The sequence below is a fragment of the Nocardia sp. NBC_00511 genome, assembly GCF_045161165.1.
Classification (GTDB): Bacteria; Actinomycetota; Actinomycetes; order Mycobacteriales; family Mycobacteriaceae; genus Nocardia.
The window spans coordinates 265,299-281,501 of sequence record NZ_CP107849.1; the positions used below are offsets into that span (position 1 = coordinate 265,299).

A 16,203-nucleotide genomic window follows, 5' to 3' on the forward strand; every position below is an offset into this window, starting at 1 on the left:
GCGCGTAATACGCATTGAGGGCAGTGGCCCCGGCAACCCAGGTTGCCGGGGCCACTGCCTTTTTCGTGCCCGAGCGCCCCGGTGATCCGCGAGTGCTGCCCTTCCGCTGCCCGGGTGTCGTATATCTCTGCTTCCGAGTGGAGAATTTTCGGTGCTATGTGCAACAGTTGCTATCTGCATGAATTCTGAGAGGGATGCGATGGCGACCACAGCACACACCCCACCGACCCGTGACGTCGGACATCTGGGCGACTTCACGGCCACCCCGCGCATGCTCCTCATCGCCGCGCTGGCCATCCCGATCGGCCTGATGGGAGCCGCGGCCGCCTGGGTGCTGTCCAAGCTCATCGGGTTGATCAGCAACCTCGTCTTCTATCAGCGCCTCGACACCGCGCTGGTGGCCCCGGGCGCGATCCACCACAACCCGCTGCTGATCCTGTGCGCACCGATCGTGGGCGGCCTCATCGTCGGACTGATGGCCCGCTACGGCTCGGAAAAGATTCGCGGACACGGCATGCCGGAGACCATCGAGGCGGTCCTGTTGGGCGGCAGCAAGATCGCGCCCCGGGTGGCCGCGCTCAAACCGGTCTCGGCCGCGGTGTCCATCGGCACCGGTGGGCCCTTCGGCGCGGAAGGCCCGATCATCATGACCGGCGGCGCGCTCGGCTCGCTGCTCGCGCAATTCCTGCACCTCACCGCGGACGAACGCAAGACCCTGCTGGTCGCCGGAGCGACCGCGGGCATGACCGGCATCTTCAACACCCCGTTCGCGGCTCTGCTGCTCGCGGTCGAACTGCTGCTGTTCGAGTGGCGGCCACGCAGTTTCGTGCCGGTGGCCGCGGCCGTCTCGGTGGCCGCGCTGCTGCGCCCGGAGCTGATGGGTTCCGGCGCACTGTTCCCCGCGATCGGCACCCTGCACGTGACCGTCGCGGCCTGCGGGCTGTGCGTGGTCTCCGGCATCGCGTCCGGACTGCTCGCGGTGCTCGCCACCGCACTGGTCTACGCCTCCGAGGACGCGTTCCGGCGGCTGCCGCTGCACTGGATGTGGTGGCCGGCGATCGGCGGCGTGATCATCGGCGTCGGCGGGCTGTTCGTGCCGCAGGCGCTCGGCGTCGGCTACGACGTGATCGGCGCGGAACTAGACGGATCCATCGGACTCGGCCTGGTGGTCGGCATCCTGGTGGTCAAGACCCTGATCTGGTCGCTGTCACTGGGTTCGGGCACCTCCGGCGGCGTGCTCGCGCCCATGTTCATGATCGGCGGCGCGCTCGGCGCACTGGAATCGCATGTCTTCCCGGCGGTCGGGCCCGGCTTCTGGGCACTGGTCGGACTGGTCGGCGTGCTCGGCGGGGTGCTGCGCTCACCGATCACCGGCGTGGTCTTCGCGGTCGAGTTGACCCACCGCTTCGACGCGCTGCTGCCGCTGATCATCGGCGCGACAACGGCTTACGCGGTCTCGGTGCTGCTGCTCAAACGCTCGGTGCTGACCGAGAAGATCGCTCGGCGCGGCTACCACCTCTCCCGCGAATACGATGTCGACCCGCTCGAGATCCTGTTCGTCGACGAGGTGATGCAGCGTGAGGTCCGCGCCTTCCTCGGTGATGTCACCGCGGGCACCGCACTGACCGCGCTCTCCGGCCACGATCCCGCCGACCGCACGGCCCGCCGCCAGATGCTGTATCCGATCCTCGCCGTGGACGGCACCCTCGACGGCGTCGTCACCCGCTCGTCCCTCGAAGCCCTCGTGCACGCCGGGGACACCGAGGCGCCGCTCACCGACCTGGTCATCCCGCCGATCGTCGCGCACCCGGACGACACCCTGCGCGCGGTCGCGATGACCATGGCCGCCAACGACATCGACCGGATGCCGGTGGTCGAACGCGGTCGGCCCGACATCGTCATCGGCATGGTCAGCCTGACCATGCTGCTGGCGGGCCGGGTCCGCGACCTCGCCGAAGCGCGTGATGCCGAACGCGTCTTCCGGGTCCCGCTACCCACCTGGCGACCCGACCGCCGACGCCGTCCCCAACTGGTCGAGGCCTGAAATCGAGCAGTTCGGGCATGAGTCCGGCGGTAGCGGGTACCCGTGTCCGCGGCCGGAACTCGCTCGGCTGCGGAAGGGTAAGGCGATGTCCGAACACGAAGATGCGCAGCAGCTGTCGACGGAGTGGTCGCGGTCCATGGGATTGCGGCTGCCGGTGGTCAACGCACCCATGGGCGGGGTGGCCGGTGGCCGCCTGGCCGCGGCGGTCACGGCCGCCGGGGGACTGGGCATGATCGGGATGGGCAGCGCGGGCTCGGCGCCGGCGCTGGAAACCCAGCTGCCCTATCTGGACGGGGTAGACGGGCCCTTCGGCATCGGCGTGGTCGACTGGGTGGTGCGCGAGCGGCCCGAACTGCTCGAGATGGCGATCGCCGCACGTCCGCGCCTGCTGTCGGTGAGCTTCGGAACCGACACCGCCTGGGTCGCTCGGGTGCGGGAGGCCGGAATCGTCACGGCGACACAGGTTTACGATGCCGAAGACGCCCGCCGGGCGCAGGATGCCGGGATCGAGGTGCTGGTCGCGCGCGGTGAAGAGGGCGGCGGGCACGGTGCCGCGGGCATGAACATGCTGCCGCTGCTGGACGCCGTGCTGAAGGTCGCCGAGGTGCCGGTGCTGGCGGCGGGCGGGTTGGCCGAGCCCGCCGACCTCGAATTGGTCTTGGCCGCCGGTGCGTCGGGGGCATGGCTGGGAACGCGACTGGCCGCGTGCACCGAATCGCTGCTGTCCGATGCGGGCCGGGCCGCCCTGGTGGCCGCCCACGGGACCGATACGGTCGTCACCGAGGTGTTCGATGTGGGCCTCGAATTGCCTTGGCCCGCAAAGTTTCCCGCGCGGGTACTGCGCAACGAGTTCACCGGTCGCTGGGTGGGCCACGAGGCCGAGCTGGCTGCCGACGCGTCCGCCCATGCCGCCCTGAGCGCAGCCGCTGCCGCCGACGACCTGCGGGTCGCCCCGGTCGACGCCGGGCTGGGTGTGGGCGCGGTGACCGCCGTGCGCCCGGTGGGGGAGGTGCTGCGCGAATTGTGTGCGGGCGCGCTCCACCTGCGCAATGAAGGCCATCACTGAGCGCGGGGGCGTGATACCCGCCACCCGGTCGTGCGGGCGGCGCAGGTCTTCGGCGGTCGACCTGACAGAATGAGGCCGCCGCCGCATGTCGGTGGCCACCGCGTCGCACGGAATGGAGTCATCGATTGGGTACGTCGGACACGACGGTTCTGGTTACGGTCACCGGACCCGACAAGCCGGGCGTCACATCGGTACTCCTCGCCGCGCTCTCCAACAACGCGGTCAGCCTGCTGGATGTCGAGCAGGTCGTCATTCGTGGCCGCCTCACCCTGGGTGTGCTGGTCTCCTGTCCCACTGATCCGGAAGCCCTCCAGGATCAGCTCGAGGACGCGATGGCCTCCGTCGGCATGAACGTCGACGTCGAGATCGCCCCCGCGGCGAATTCCGGTGCCAAGCATTCGACCCATGCCGTCGTCGTGATCGGCAGCCCGGTCACCGCGCGCGCCTTCAGCGCGATCTCCCGCAAGCTGGCCGAGCAGGGCGTCAATATCGACGCCATTCGCGGCATCGCCGACTATCCGGTGACGGGTCTGGAACTCACGGTCACCGTCCCGAACGCGGACGCCGAGACCGAGACCGAGCTGCGCACCACGCTGGCCACCGTCGCCGCCAAGCAGAGCGTGGATATCGCGGTCGAGCGGGCCGGGTTGGCGCGACGGGCCAAGCGGCTCATCGTGTTCGACGTGGACTCCACCCTGATCCAGGGCGAGGTGATCGAGATGCTGGCCGCGCACGCCGGTGTCGAGGACGAGGTCCGCAAGGTCACCGAGGCCGCCATGCGCGGCGAACTGGATTTCGCCGAATCGCTGCGGCAGCGCGTCGCCACCCTGGCCGGGCTGGATGCCTCGGTCATCGACGAGGTGGCCGAGCGCATCGAGCTGACGCCGGGCGCGCGCACCACCATTCGCACCCTGCGCCGCCTGGGTTTCCGCTGCGGCGTGGTGTCCGGCGGCTTCCGTCAGGTCATCGAACCGCTCGCGCACGAACTGGAACTGGACTTCGTGCAGGCCAACACCCTCGAGATCCGCGAGGGCAAGCTGACCGGCGCGGTGGTCGGCGAAATCGTGGACCGCGCCGCGAAAGCCGTTGCGCTGCGCCGTTTCGCGGCCGAGACCGGCGTGCCGATGGAGCAGACCGTCGCGGTCGGTGACGGCGCGAACGATATCGACATGCTCAACGCGGCCGGACTGGGTATCGCGTTCAACGCCAAGCCCGCCCTGCGCGAGGTGGCCGATGCCGCCCTCTCGCATCCCTTCCTGGACGCGGTGCTGTTCATCCTGGGCGTCACCCGCGACGAGGTCGAGGCCGCCGACGCCCGCGACGGCGGTATCCGCCGCGTACCGCTCAACCAGTAGCGGCAGATCTCCATACCCGCGCGACGCGTGATTCGCCTGCACCGCGGGCGGTCGCGCGCTCGGTAGCGTGGTGACGGACCGCGTCCGCGAGTGGAGGAGACAGTCTGTGCGTATGCGAGTGCCCCTGGTGGTAGTGCTGGCCGGACTGATGCTGGCCGGTTGCGGGAAGAGCGAAAACAGCGATGCGAAGCCGACTTCGGTGACGCCCACCGCTGCCGGGTCCATCACCGCGGTGCAGCCGACGCCGTCGGATCACGAGGCCGTGAAGGTCGGCGCGGACTCCGCCGGCAAGCAGGTGGATCTCGCGATCGGGCAGGGCCTGATCGTCACCCTGGCGGCCAATCCGACCACCGGCTACGCCTGGGTGGTGTCCGGACTGGATCAGAATGTGTTGCGGCAGAACGGTTCCGCTGAATACGAGCAGGATCCGAACCCGGACGGCATGGTCGGGGTGGGCGGTAAATCGGTGCTGAATTTCGTCGGCGCGAACCCCGGAACCACCCAGTTGGTGCTCGATTACGAGCGCGCCTGGGAGCAGGGTGTGGAGCCCGCGCAGAAGTTCACGCTGAACCTCACCGTGCGCTAGTTCGTTTCCCGATGGAGTTGACCTGGGTGGTTTCACACGCTGGCTAAGCTGGCTGTTGATCAATTGTCCGGGTTCGGGGGCCGCGGTCTTGTGCCCGGGAGAGGAGCGAGTGTGTCCAGCGTCGAGTCCATCGTGGATGCCGGATTCGCGGTCAGGCACGCGGAATTGGCCCGCGGCTACGGCGGCGGCGATCCCGAGGATCCCGCACTGGTGCAGGCCATGCAGATGGTGCTGCACATCCCCAAGGACGAGCCGCCCGCCCGCAGTGCGCTGCTGGCCGCGGCGGCCAGCGCGGTGGTGGCGCTGTGCCTCGACGAGCGCGTCGGGCCGGACGGCGAATGGGAGCAGCGGTATCTGACCTGGAAACGCTCGCGCATTCGGAAGGTGGCGCGGCGGGCGCGCGGTGCGCAGTGGCTGGCCGCGCAGCAGGTCGACGGGGTGACCGTCGAGGTGGCGGGCGCGCAGGCGCGGGCACTGGTTCCCGGCCCGGTCGGTGACATCGACGCACGGATAAAACGCCTTCAGATCTCCGGCACCGAATTACCTTTCGACGCACCGGAGCCCGGGGACCCCGGAATTCCGGTGCTATGGGTGAACTCTGATCTGGGTATGACTGTAGGAAAGGCCGCCGCGCAGGTCGGGCATGCCAGCATGTTGCTGGCGGGTGCGATGCCGGTGCGACAGGCGTATGCCTGGGCCGCTCAGGGGTTTCGGTGCACGGTCGCGGAGGCGGACCCGGCGCGCTGGGGGCAACTGGTGGGCGCCGGTGCCGCGGTGGCCGTTCGCGATGCCGGTTTCACCGAGGTGGCGCCGGGCTCCATGACCGTGATCGCGATGCCGTAATCCGGTGGCGCGCTCACGAACCGAATGGTCGGTGCCGTGTCGCAGATGGGCACGGACTCTCGACAGCGCACAGCGGGTGGGTCAGGATCGATTCACGAGTTTCCTCGAAAGGAAACCACCGAAATGACAACACTGTTGGTTGTTCTCATCGTGTGGGCGGTGCTCTCGGTGCCCGCGGCGCTGATCCTGGCGCGCATGTTCCGGTCCGCCAAGCCCCGCACCCGCACCCGCGGGCGGATCGACGCCGACCACGAGCTATCGGAATTCGACAGCCGCACCGGCGAATTCGCAGCTCGTCACCGCAACATCGGAGAAGACACGTAGCGAATTTCGCACCACGTTGACGATCGTCCAGGGTGGTGGGCCAAGATGGACCCCGTGCCGCAACCGGATCCCGATCTGCTCATCGATTTCAGCGACGTCACCGTCCGACGCTCCGGCCACACCCTGGTCGGGCCGGTGACCTGGCAGGTGGAGCTGGACGAACGCTGGGTTGTGCTCGGCCCCAACGGCGCCGGGAAGACCTCCCTGCTGCGCATGGCCGCGGCGGAGATGCACCCGACGTCGGGGACCGCCAACCTGCTCGGCGAGACGCTGGGCCGCGTCGACATCAACGAGCTGCGCCCGCGCATCGGCCTGTCCTCGGCGGCGGTGGCCTCGCGGGTGCCGCTCGACGAGAAGGTCGCGGACCTGGTGGTGTCGGCGGGCTACGCGGTGCTGGGCCGCTGGCGCGAGCGCTACGACGACATGGACACCGATCGGGCCGTCGACATTCTGGAAAGCCTGGGCGCCGAACATCTTTCCGACCGTGCCTACGGGACCCTGTCGGAGGGTGAACGCAAACGGGTGCTCATCGCGCGCGCCCTGATGACCGATCCGGAACTGCTGCTGCTCGACGAGCCCGCCGCCGGACTGGACCTCGGCGGCCGCGAGGAGCTGGTGGAGCGCCTCGGCGATCTGGCCGCCGATCCGGACGCGCCCGCCACCGTGCTGGTCACCCATCACGTGGAGGAGATTCCGCCGGGCTTCACCCACGGCCTGCTGCTCAACGAGGGCAGCGTGGTCGCGCAGGGGCTGCTCACCGATGTGCTGACCTCGGAGAACCTGAGTGAGGCGTTCCGGCAGTCGATTCAGCTCGATCGCATCGACGGCCGCTACTTCGCGCGCCGCAGTCAGCGATTCGGCCGTCATCGCAACCGCTGAATTCCGCTCTCACACACTGCTCGACTCGCTGCGGCGCGCTGCGATTGCATCCACTGCGCCCTAAGGGCAAACTGTCCGCAACTGCCGTGGACAGTGAGGAGCAGGGGTGTTTGGTCGGATCACCGGTGCGGTCGCGCTCATCGTCGTCGCACTCGCCGCCACCGGCTGCAGTGCCGATCCACCCGCGCCGCAGCGGGTTTCGAAGGCCCACGCCACCGAGAGTCTCGCCCAGGCGGCCGTGCCCTCGGACCTGAGCGGCAAGACCGTGCAGCTCAGCTATGAGACCGGCTCCGGCGGCACCGCCGAATTCGCCACTGACGGCAGGACTCTGACCTACACCGCCGCCGATACCGGGCATCGCACCAGCGCTCCCGTCGCGATCGCCGCCGTGGAGGCTGGCATATTTCTGGTTACCTGGACCGACGATGCCGGTGCGGTGATCAGCCAGGTGCAGGACTACCGGACCGGCCGGGTGGCCGGGACCTGGACCCGCCATCCCGACCCGAGTGCGCCCGCCACCATCGAAACCCGCGCCGGATCAGTGCGTTTGACCGACTGACCAGCGTCGCGAGTCCGGTGATTTCGCTTCGCTCGGGTAACGGTTATGGTGCGAAAGGTGAGCGAGACAGTGACCCAGCCCGAATCCCAGCCCGCCGCGCCCGTCAAGGACGCGTCCACGGTGGTGCTGGTGCGCGACGGTGCGCGCGGGCCCGAGGTCTTCCTACAGCGTCGGGTCAATGCGATGGCTTTCGCGGCCGGAATGACCGTATTTCCCGGCGGTGGCGTCGACCCCTCGGACGCGTCCGTCGAACTCGACTGGGCGGGTCCCGAACCGGCTTGGTGGGCAGCGCGTTTCGGCACCGACGCGGGCCGCGCCCAGGCGCTGGTGTGCGCGGCGGTCCGCGAGACCTTCGAGGAGTGCGGGGTGCTGCTGGCCGGCCCGACCGCCGACACCGTCGTCTCCGACACCTCGGTCTATGCCGAGGCCCGCGGTCAGCTGGAACGCCGCGAACTGTCCTTCGCCCAATTCCTGACCCGCGAGCAGCTGGTGCTGCGCGCGGATCTGCTGCGGCCCTGGGATCACTGGATCACCCCGGTGGTCGAGCCGCGTCGCTACGACACCCGCTTCTTCGTGGCGGTGCTCCCGCAGGGACAGCTCGCCGACGGCGCCACCTCCGAGGCCGACGTGGTCACCTGGTGCACGCCGGACGAGGCGATCCAGCGTTGGCACGACGGCCTCGACGTGCTGCTGCCGCCGACCTGGACCCAGCTGGTCGCGCTGCGCGAATTCGCCTCCACCGCGGGCATTCTCGCCGCCACCCGCGACATCACCCCGATCATGCCGATCTACGACCCCTCCGGCGGCGGCCCGGCACTGGCGTTCCCGCATGCCGACCGCTACTTCGCCGAATTGCCCGCCCAGTCGCGCATCCGCGGTTCCCAGCGCCCCGAGTAGCACTCCGGAGTTCGCCCGCGACCGGCATTCGGTGTCGCGTCGCACGGCTTGCCGCCGGGCGGCGAGCAGGCGCGCGGTGGTGCCGCAGTAGGGTGTCGGCTCGTGGCCGAATTCGTGACAGTGGACCGGGAGGTGGCGCCGGGCGTCGCCGTCCTGCGTATCGCCCGCCCGCCGCTGAACCTGATCGATCTGCAGGTGGCCCTGGAAGTGGCCGCCGCCGCCGCGGAGATCGCGGCCGACGCCTCGATCTCGGCCGTGGTGGTCTACGGCGACGAGCGGGTCTTCAGCGCCGGTGACGAGATCGCCGAACTCAACCGGCTCACCCCCGAGCAGGCACAGGCCATGGCCGCGGATTTCCAGTCGGCCCTCAACTCCCTCGCGCGGCTGCCACAGCCGACCGTGGCCGCGATCAGTGGATACGCGCTGGGCGCGGGCCTGGAACTGGCGCTGAGCGCCGATCGCCGCATCATCGGCGACAACGTGAAACTCGGTCTGCCGCAGATCAAGGCGGGGTTGATCCCCCTCGCGGGCATTCGCCGCCTGAGCCTGCTGATCGGTCCGGCGGCGGCCAAAGACCTCGTCTACACCGGCCGATTCGTGGATCCGAAGGAAGCCGAAGGCCTGGGCCTGGTCGACGAGGTGGTCGCGCCCGACGACGTTTTCGCCGCCGCACTGCGCTGGGCGAAGCAGTTCACCGACGGTCCGCGCCTGGCGCTGGCAGCGGCCAAGCGGGTGTTCGAGGCGGGTACGCACGGGCATGATCGGGCTCGTAGCGAATGGGCGGATCTGTTCGGTTCCGAAGATCAGCAGGTTGGCACACGTTCCTATTTGGTCGACGGTCCGGATAGTGCCCGGTTCACCGGCCGTTAAGCGGCCCGATAGCACCGCCTACCGGGGCATTCATTAGGCTGCCCTGCATGACTGTTGGTCCTGTAGACCCCGCGCCGAACCCGCACGCCACCGAGGCCGAGGTCCAGGCTGCATATAAAGACAACAAGCTGGCCCAGGTCCTGTACCACGACTGGGAAGCCGAGACGTACGACGAGAAGTGGTCCATCTCGTACGACGAGCGCTGCATCGAGTACGCGCGCGGCCGTTTCGACGCCGTGGTGCCCGACGCCAAGCTGCCCTACGAGCGTGCCCTCGAACTCGGCTGCGGCACCGGTTTCTTCCTGCTGAACCTCATGCAGGCCGGCATCGCCGAGCGCGGCTCGGTCACCGACCTGTCCCCGGGCATGGTCAAGGTCGCCACCCGCAACGGCCTGAACCTGGGCCTGGACGTGGACGGCCGGGTCGCCGACGCCGAGACCATCCCGTACGAGGACGACACCTTCGATCTGGTCGTCGGCCACGCCGTGCTGCACCACATCCCCGATGTCGAGCTGGCGCTCAAGGAGTGCCTCCGCGTGCTCAAGCCGGGCGGCCGTTTCGTGTTCGCGGGCGAGCCGACCACCATCGGCAACATCTACGCGCGCCGCCTCGGCCAGGCCACCTGGAAGATCACCACCGAGCTGACCAAGCTGCCGTTCCTGTCCAGCTGGCGTCGCCCGCAGTCCGAGCTCGACGAGTCCTCGCGCGCCGCCGCTCTCGAGGCTGTCGTCGACCTGCACACCTTCGACCCGTCCGAGCTGGAGAACATCGCTCGCCGTGCGGGCGCGACCGGCGTCGAGGCCAAGACCGAGGAATTCGCGGCCGCCCTGTGGGGCTGGCCGGTGCGCACCTTCGAGGCCGCCGTGCCCGAGGAGAAGCTCACCGTCACCTACCGCCTGGCGCAGTACCGCGCCTGGCTGGGCCTGAGCAAGCTCGACGAGAAGGTGCTGCGGCACATCGTGCCCCGGCAGTTCTTCTACAACGTCATGATCACCGGTGTGAAGCCGGGCGCGGCCGCCAAGTAGGCGATCCGCGAAACCCCGTGGGCTACGCCTTCTCTCGCGACGACATCGCCTACCTCGTCAGTGCCGCCGGTGCGGCCGAACTGGCCGAGGCGGGCGAGCTCACGCTCACCCCGGCAACCCTGCTCAAGGACCTCGAGCGACTGCGCCGCACCCACGGCGACCGCGCGGCGGCACTGGCCGAAACAGTCCGGCTCCGCCGCCGCGCCACCGCCAAACTCTCCGACGCGGGGGACTGGCTGTTCACCGACGACGCCCTCCAGCAGGCGACGCCCTCGGCGGTCGCGCAACACCGGGCCCGCCGTCTGGCCGGTCGCACCGTCCACGACGTGACCTGTTCGATCGGCGCGGAGCTCGCCGCCCTCGCCGCGCACTGCCCCATGGTCATCGGCAGCGATCTGGACGACGTACGCCTCGCGATAGCCGCCCACAACCTCGGCGCAGCTGCCCTCTCCGCCGACCCCGGCCGTCGCGAGTCCGCCTCGGCCACAGCCGATCTCGGCGTCGCTGAACTCTCCGTCGCCGGAGTCGCGGTATCCAGCGAGGCAGCCACGATGGCTGAATCGGGCAGTGTGCGGCAGGTGCGATCACTGAGCCGGAATGTACTGCTGGCCAAGGCGGATGCCCTGGTGTCGTGTAGTCGTGCCGATGTGGTGATCGCCGATCCGGCCAGGCGCGCGGACGGGCGGCGCACCCACGATCCGGCTAAACTCCAGCCACCGCTGCCTGACCTGCTGTCCGCGTACGCGGGCCGCGATCTGGCCGTGAAGTGCGCTCCCGGACTGGATTTCGACAAACTGGCCTGGGACGGCGAGGTCGAGGTGGTGTCCCTCGACGGTGCGGTGCGTGAAGCGTGCCTGTGGTCGCCGGGACTGGCGCGGCCGGGCATCACTCGCCGCGCCTCGGTGTTGTCCTCCACCGGCCCCGCCCAGATCCTCACCGACGCCGAACCCGACGACATCCCCGAGCGTGAACCGGGGGAGTGGATCGTCGACCCGGACGGTGCCGTCGTGCGTGCGGGCCTGGTCCGCCACTACGCCGCCAAACACGGCCTGTGGCAACTGGATCCGCGCATCGCCTACCTGACAGGCGACACCGTACCCGAGGGCATGCGCGGGTTCCGCATCCTCGCCCGCATGGACTTCAAGGAGAAGCCCCTGCGCGCCGAACTCCACCGGCGTGACTGCGGCCCTCTCGAAATCCTGACCCGCGGCGTAGATCTCGACCCCGACGCCCTGCGCGCCCGCATCAAACCCCGTGGCACCCAACCCCACACCCTCGTCATCACCCGAATCGGCCGCACCGCCACCGTCTTCCTCTGCGCCACTCCGTAATTCCCGGTTCAGCCCGCGCGGGAGAGGGTGGGGTGGGCCAGCAGCAGGGCTGGGTCGTGGGTGAGCATGCGGTGTTGGAGGGTGCGGAGGGCGGGGCCGGGGGCCACTCCTATCTCGGTGGCCAGCAGGTGGTGGACGCGGCGCAGGGCGGCGAAGGCGTGGGCTTGGCGGCCGCTGCGGTAGAGGGCGAGGGCCAGTAGTTCCCAGCGGCGTTCGCGGTAGGGGGACTCGTCGACGGCGGCTTGCAGGGCCGCCACGGCGGAAAGGGTGTTGCCGCAGGACAGGTGGGCTGCCTGTAGCTCTTCCACGGCCACCTCGCGCAGTTCGGTCAGTGGCCTCCGGAGTGTGTGCGTGTGCGCGGATTCGCCCAGATCGAGCCAGGGGTCGCCGCGCCAGAGGCGGAGGGCGGACTCCAGGGTGCGCACGGCGCCAGGGCCGTCTCCGGCGGCGAGCAGGGCCAGGCCGTGGCGGATCCCGGACGTGAACAGCTCGGTATCGGTGGCCGTCTCCGGGACGGTCAGCGTGTAGCCGAATTCGGTGCGGGACAGGGTTTCCCGGACCGGCAGTGCGGTGCGCAACCGCCAGACGACCACGCGCAGGGCGGCGGTCATATCGCGGGTGGTGGCACCCCACACCTGGTCGAAGAGCCGGTCGTCGGAGAGCGGGTGTCCCCGCGTGGCCAGCAGGGCGGTGAGCACCCGGCGCGGGACCGGCCCGCCGAGACCGACTGCCACACCGTCGATTTCGACCGCGGTCGCCCCCAGTACCCGATAGAACGGCACGGGCATCGCATCCAGGCTCATGCCTGCGCCACCAGCAGGTGATAGGCGTCGGGGCCGTCGCCCACCCGCGCGTGGCCGGTGAGCTCGAGGCCGCCCGCCGCCATCGCCGCCACCACCTCGTCGACCGGACGCAGGATGAAACCGTAAGGCGTGTAGGGCATTCGGCGCATGGCATCCGGATCGGCGATACCGATCACCACTCGCCCGCCGGGCGCACGAACCCGGGCCAGTTCGGCGATGGCGACGGGCAGGTCGTCCACGAAGTAGAGGGTGTTGGTGGTGACCAGCCGATCGATCGACGCGTCCTGCAGCGGCAGGTCTGTGATCGATCCGGCCCGGACATCGACCCGGCCACGGTAACGGCGGGCGGCCCGCCGCAGCATCGGCTCGGAGATGTCGACGCCGTAAACCTGGCCGGTGCCAACCTGTTCCAGCAGCAGACCGAGACCCACACCGCCGCCGAATCCGATATCGGCCGCACGATCGCCCTCGGTCACCCCGAGCTCCGTGACCGCCGCCGTGATCGCGGTGTTGTTGTACTTGTTGAGCAGGAATGCCATCACCGACGCCCGCGGATGGCCGAGCTGCCGGGCGAATCCGGCCAGGAACCGTTCGCGTGCCCGCGTCGCGAGCCCCCCACGCTGTTCGATCGTCGACTGCATCGAATTCCCCTTCGGTTGTGGTGTCACATACCGAAGGCGTAAATCCGCACCGAACGAATTGTTCGCTCAGACCTGCCAGCGCGCGGGCCCGCCCGATTCGGGTTGATAGCGGCATTCGCTTCCGGTCCGGATGGCGGACCGCAGGTGCGCGGCCGCGCGGGGTGCGGACTTCTCGATGTGCGCGATCGCGGTCCGGATGGTCCTGGTGACATTCACCCGGGCGCGTTCGCTCTCACCCCCGGTGCGCCGGGCCCGCCCGCCGAGTCCGGTCCCGGTGCGCAACTCGTCGAGGAGCTGATCGCGTTCGTCCTGCAACCGTGCGCCGAGCTCCTGGTCTCCGGCGTCGTCGGCGTCCTCGAGGCGAGTGTCGAGCTGTGCCAGGCGGATTCGATAGGCCTGCCGCGCCGCGTCGTCGAGCACCGGTGCGGCGGAAGGCGACACCAGCCCCGCGCCACCCGCGACCAGATCCAGGGCTGCGATCTCCCGCCCGGGAACCGCGACGAGGGCGCGCAGATACGCCATTCCACGAATGTCGGGCAGCCGGGCGTGCTCCTCGCCCGCGTGCAGTACCCAGTGTTCGCCGTCGCGGTGCAGCCGCCATTCGTCGGCGGGCGGGCGCAGCGTGTCCAGCAGCCGCGGCATGCCGAGGCGTTCGGCGATCGAGCGGGCCTGACCGAGGAATTCAGTGGCCTCGAGCGGGTCGGCCGTAACCTCGGCGAGTGCGGCCAGGGTGTGCGCGGTCGAGGGCACCGCACCGTTGCGCCGCTCCATCTCGAGCGCCGTCTCCAGCCATCGGCGAGCGTCGTCGGGCCGCCCCTGCCCGTGTGCCAGCAGGCCCAATAGATGCGCGACCGGCAGCCACGCGTTGTTAGCGCCTGCCCACACCACGAGTCGATCGCGGTAGGGCAGCAACGCGGCTTCCAACTCCCGCATGGCCTCCTGCTGTCCGGTCGCCACCGCGGCGAGCGCCAGCTGCGTGGCCGCCGGGATCCAGCGCGGTCCCGAACCCGCCAGCACCTGCGGCAGTGCGCGCTCGAGTTCGGTCTGCGCCTCGACCAGGTGACCGGTGAAGACCAGGAGGCGGGCGTGGTCGGCCTCGTAGAAATGTCCGGGCAGCCGCCGCGCGATGGCTTGCAGCAGCGCCGATCCGGCTGCCAGCGCCGCGGCGTCGCCGCGTTCGGTCCACACCATGCTGCGAATCGAGCTGGTCACCCGCTCGGTGTCGGCGACACCGGCGATCCGGCCCAGTTCGGCGACCTCGTCGGCGATGCGCATGGTGTCGTCGAATCGTCCACGCAGCGCGGCCAGCACCGCCTCGCGCCCACGAGCGGTCACCAGTGCGACCTCGTCGCCCGCCGCGGTCGCGGCCCGGGTGTATCCGGCGAGCACGGATTCCGCCTCGCCGACCCGGCCCAGTTCCATCAGCGCGATGAATCGCCAGAACAGGCCCTGTCGTTCGAGCGCGTCATCACCGGCGGACCGGGCCAGCTCGACGATCTCCGCGCCGGTATCGAGCCGGTCGACCGCCCCGGCCGGATCCCACACCGCGTGCAGGCTCGCGTCCAACACCTCGGCGAGGGTGCGCGCATCACCGGATTCCCGTGCCAGCGCGAGTGATTCGCGGATCAGTGACTCCCGTCGCGCACCGGTCGAGGCATCGCCGAGCAGTGATCGCGCCAACCGCGCGAGCACTCGGGCCCGGGTGCCGTCGTCGGGCGCCCGGGACGCGGCCAGTTCCAGCAGCCGGACCAGCGCGACGTCCACATCGAGGAATTCGATCCGCGATGCCGTCCGCAGGGCCAGCCACACGATCGGATCCGTGCTCGACCGCACCCCGTGCGCCAGGGTCAGCGCGATCCCGGGCAGGCCCGCGGACGCGACCTGCACCGCCCACACCTGTTCCTCGGTGCCGCCGACCAGTTCTCCGATGTCCGGAGCGGTCAATCCGCCCAGCCACAGCTCGGAGCCGAACCCGGCGCTCGTCTTCGACGTCGCCAGCACCACCGTCGCGCCGCCCGGACAGCGCCCGCCCACGACCGACAGCATGCGCAGTGCGTCCGACCCGCCCCGGTCCACGTCGTCGACGATGATCAATCGGGGCTTCGTCGAAACCAATTGCCGCGCAACATCGTCGAGATCCAATGCGCTCGGGTCCGTCATCAGTCCGGCGGCCAGCCGGTCGGGTGCGCCGATATCGCGCAGCAGCTGCGCCCACACCAGCAACCCCTGATCCGACGACACGACCGCGACCCGCAACACCTCGAATCCGCGTTCGGCCGCCCGCCGCGCCGCCCAGTCGGCCAGTGCGGTCTTGCCCGCTCCCCGCGCGCCGACCGCCACGATCAGATCTCCACTGCCCTGTGACGCGCGATCGAGTCGACCGTCGATCGCGCGTGTCTCGGTGTCCCGGCCGATCAATCGCACGGACCACAGGCTACGACAGGATGCCCCCGGCCAGCGGCCGACGCCTATCGGAGGCGGCGTATTCGCCGCACGCATCGAGGAACCCCGCGCACCCCGATACCGCCTGGCCGTAGGCGGCCGAACCATGGCGGATGCCCGCCCGGAACGCTTCGACGCCGTCGTCTCAGCCGGTCGCGCCCAGGCAATGCACTGTGCGCCAATCCATTACGTCACCCCACGCCTGAATCACCGGATCCTGCATGAACACGACGCTCGCGGGCGCACCGTCGAGCACGGACGTCTCGGCGGTGGTCAGCACCACCGCATCGGCCTTTATCTCGGCGGGTGCGTTCGCCGCGAACTGCTGCGCCCGCGCCGCCGCCCCGGCTCGATCAGCCGGTGGCGTGTCGTGCGAGAGATCCACATACAGATCGACCACGTACTGGTCCTCACCGCACACGTCGAACCCCTCGGCGCTCGCGGAACCACCGCCCGCCAGCACGCCCATCCCCGTCAACGCGACGACCCCGATCAGTGTTGCTACCCGAAACATTGGCGTTCCCTCCGTCCGAACGGG

The 16,203-nt window shown here is 69.8% G+C and carries 16 protein-coding genes; 12 read left to right on the forward strand and 4 right to left on the reverse strand.

The annotated features are described in order from the left end of the window. Positions 1-199 precede the first annotated feature (199 nt). The 12 genes from OG300_RS01255 to OG300_RS01310 all read left to right on the forward strand — a co-directional run bounded on the left by OG300_RS01255 (position 200) and on the right by OG300_RS01310 (position 11,779). Entirely contained in the window at positions 200-2,044 is a 1,845-nt protein-coding gene (locus OG300_RS01255) for a chloride channel protein (RefSeq protein WP_405491229.1), read from the forward strand. 85 nt (positions 2,045-2,129) lie between these two features. After that, entirely contained in the window at positions 2,130-3,110 is a 981-nt protein-coding gene (locus tag OG300_RS01260; RefSeq protein WP_405491231.1) for an NAD(P)H-dependent flavin oxidoreductase, read from the forward strand. Positions 3,111-3,235: 125 nt separating this feature from the next. After that, positions 3,236-4,465: a phosphoserine phosphatase SerB gene (serB, locus tag OG300_RS01265; protein ID WP_405491233.1), complete on the forward strand. Its 1,230-nt coding sequence runs from the start codon at positions 3,236-3,238 to the stop codon at positions 4,463-4,465. Between the two features lie 112 nt (positions 4,466-4,577). Then, positions 4,578-5,051: a protease inhibitor I42 family protein gene (locus OG300_RS01270; RefSeq protein ID WP_405491235.1), complete on the forward strand. Its 474-nt coding sequence runs from the start codon at positions 4,578-4,580 to the stop codon at positions 5,049-5,051. Between the two features lie 111 nt (positions 5,052-5,162). Further along, positions 5,163-5,894: an aminoacyl-tRNA hydrolase gene (locus tag OG300_RS01275; RefSeq protein ID WP_405491237.1), complete on the forward strand. Its 732-nt coding sequence runs from the start codon at positions 5,163-5,165 to the stop codon at positions 5,892-5,894. A 123-nt stretch (positions 5,895-6,017) separates the two neighbouring features. Further along, on the forward strand, positions 6,018-6,218 hold the full coding sequence (locus OG300_RS01280) for a hypothetical protein (protein WP_405491239.1): 201 nt from the start codon (positions 6,018-6,020) through the stop codon (positions 6,216-6,218). A gap of 45 nt (positions 6,219-6,263) precedes the next feature. Further along, positions 6,264-7,097 carry an ABC transporter ATP-binding protein gene (locus tag OG300_RS01285; RefSeq protein WP_405491241.1) on the forward strand — a complete coding sequence of 278 codons (834 nt, stop codon included), beginning with the start codon at positions 6,264-6,266 and terminating at the stop codon, positions 7,095-7,097. Between the two features lie 106 nt (positions 7,098-7,203). Then, positions 7,204-7,656, forward strand: a complete 453-nt coding sequence (locus tag OG300_RS01290) for a MoaF-related domain-containing protein (protein WP_405491243.1) — start codon at positions 7,204-7,206, stop codon at positions 7,654-7,656. 57 nt (positions 7,657-7,713) lie between these two features. Continuing rightward, entirely contained in the window at positions 7,714-8,553 is an 840-nt protein-coding gene (locus OG300_RS01295; protein ID WP_405491245.1) for an NUDIX hydrolase, read from the forward strand. A gap of 102 nt (positions 8,554-8,655) precedes the next feature. Next, entirely contained in the window at positions 8,656-9,423 is a 768-nt protein-coding gene (locus tag OG300_RS01300) for an enoyl-CoA hydratase-related protein (protein WP_405491247.1), read from the forward strand. A gap of 47 nt (positions 9,424-9,470) precedes the next feature. Then, positions 9,471-10,448, forward strand: coding sequence for a class I SAM-dependent methyltransferase (locus OG300_RS01305; RefSeq protein ID WP_405491249.1), 978 nt, complete (start codon positions 9,471-9,473; stop codon positions 10,446-10,448). A gap of 17 nt (positions 10,449-10,465) precedes the next feature. Next, positions 10,466-11,779, forward strand: coding sequence for a THUMP-like domain-containing protein (locus OG300_RS01310; RefSeq protein WP_405491251.1), 1,314 nt, complete (start codon positions 10,466-10,468; stop codon positions 11,777-11,779). 8 nt (positions 11,780-11,787) lie between these two features. Here the strand turns inward: OG300_RS01310 and OG300_RS01315 are convergent, their stop codons facing one another. The 4 genes from OG300_RS01315 to OG300_RS01330 form a co-directional block, all read right to left on the reverse strand. Then, positions 11,788-12,582: a BTAD domain-containing putative transcriptional regulator gene (locus OG300_RS01315; protein ID WP_405491253.1), complete on the reverse strand. Its 795-nt coding sequence runs from the start codon at positions 12,580-12,582 to the stop codon at positions 11,788-11,790. Continuing rightward, a complete protein-coding gene (locus tag OG300_RS01320) occupies positions 12,579-13,223 on the reverse strand; it encodes a class I SAM-dependent methyltransferase (RefSeq protein WP_405491255.1) in 645 nt (214 codons plus the stop codon). The genes OG300_RS01315 and OG300_RS01320 overlap by 4 nt, the downstream gene beginning before the upstream one ends. 66 nt (positions 13,224-13,289) lie before the next feature. Next, positions 13,290-15,647, reverse strand: coding sequence for a BREX system ATP-binding domain-containing protein (locus OG300_RS01325; RefSeq protein ID WP_405491257.1), 2,358 nt, complete (start codon positions 15,645-15,647; stop codon positions 13,290-13,292). Positions 15,648-15,810: 163 nt separating this feature from the next. Further along, the gene (locus OG300_RS01330; RefSeq protein WP_405491259.1) at positions 15,811-16,179 is read right to left on the reverse strand and encodes a hypothetical protein; all 369 of its coding nucleotides are present in this window, start codon (positions 16,177-16,179) and stop codon (positions 15,811-15,813) included. Between the last annotated feature and the right edge of the window lie 24 nt (positions 16,180-16,203).

What these genes read in the sequence shown, in the direction of transcription:
- OG300_RS01260 (WP_405491231.1), top strand. Translation starts at nt 2,130, where the DNA reads ATGTCCGAACACGAAGATGCGCAGCAGCTGTCGACGGAGTGGTCGCGG.
- OG300_RS01330 (WP_405491259.1), bottom strand. Translation starts at nt 16,179, where the DNA reads ATGTTTCGGGTAGCAACACTGATCGGGGTCGTCGCGTTGACGGGGATG.
- OG300_RS01285 (WP_405491241.1), top strand. Translation starts at nt 6,264, where the DNA reads ATGGACCCCGTGCCGCAACCGGATCCCGATCTGCTCATCGATTTCAGC.
- OG300_RS01320 (WP_405491255.1), bottom strand. Translation starts at nt 13,223, where the DNA reads ATGCAGTCGACGATCGAACAGCGTGGGGGGCTCGCGACGCGGGCACGC.
- OG300_RS01315 (WP_405491253.1), bottom strand. Translation starts at nt 12,582, where the DNA reads ATGAGCCTGGATGCGATGCCCGTGCCGTTCTATCGGGTACTGGGGGCG.
- OG300_RS01255 (WP_405491229.1), top strand. Translation starts at nt 200, where the DNA reads ATGGCGACCACAGCACACACCCCACCGACCCGTGACGTCGGACATCTG.
- OG300_RS01305 (WP_405491249.1), top strand. Translation starts at nt 9,471, where the DNA reads ATGACTGTTGGTCCTGTAGACCCCGCGCCGAACCCGCACGCCACCGAG.
- OG300_RS01280 (WP_405491239.1), top strand. Translation starts at nt 6,018, where the DNA reads ATGACAACACTGTTGGTTGTTCTCATCGTGTGGGCGGTGCTCTCGGTG.
- OG300_RS01270 (WP_405491235.1), top strand. Translation starts at nt 4,578, where the DNA reads ATGCGAGTGCCCCTGGTGGTAGTGCTGGCCGGACTGATGCTGGCCGGT.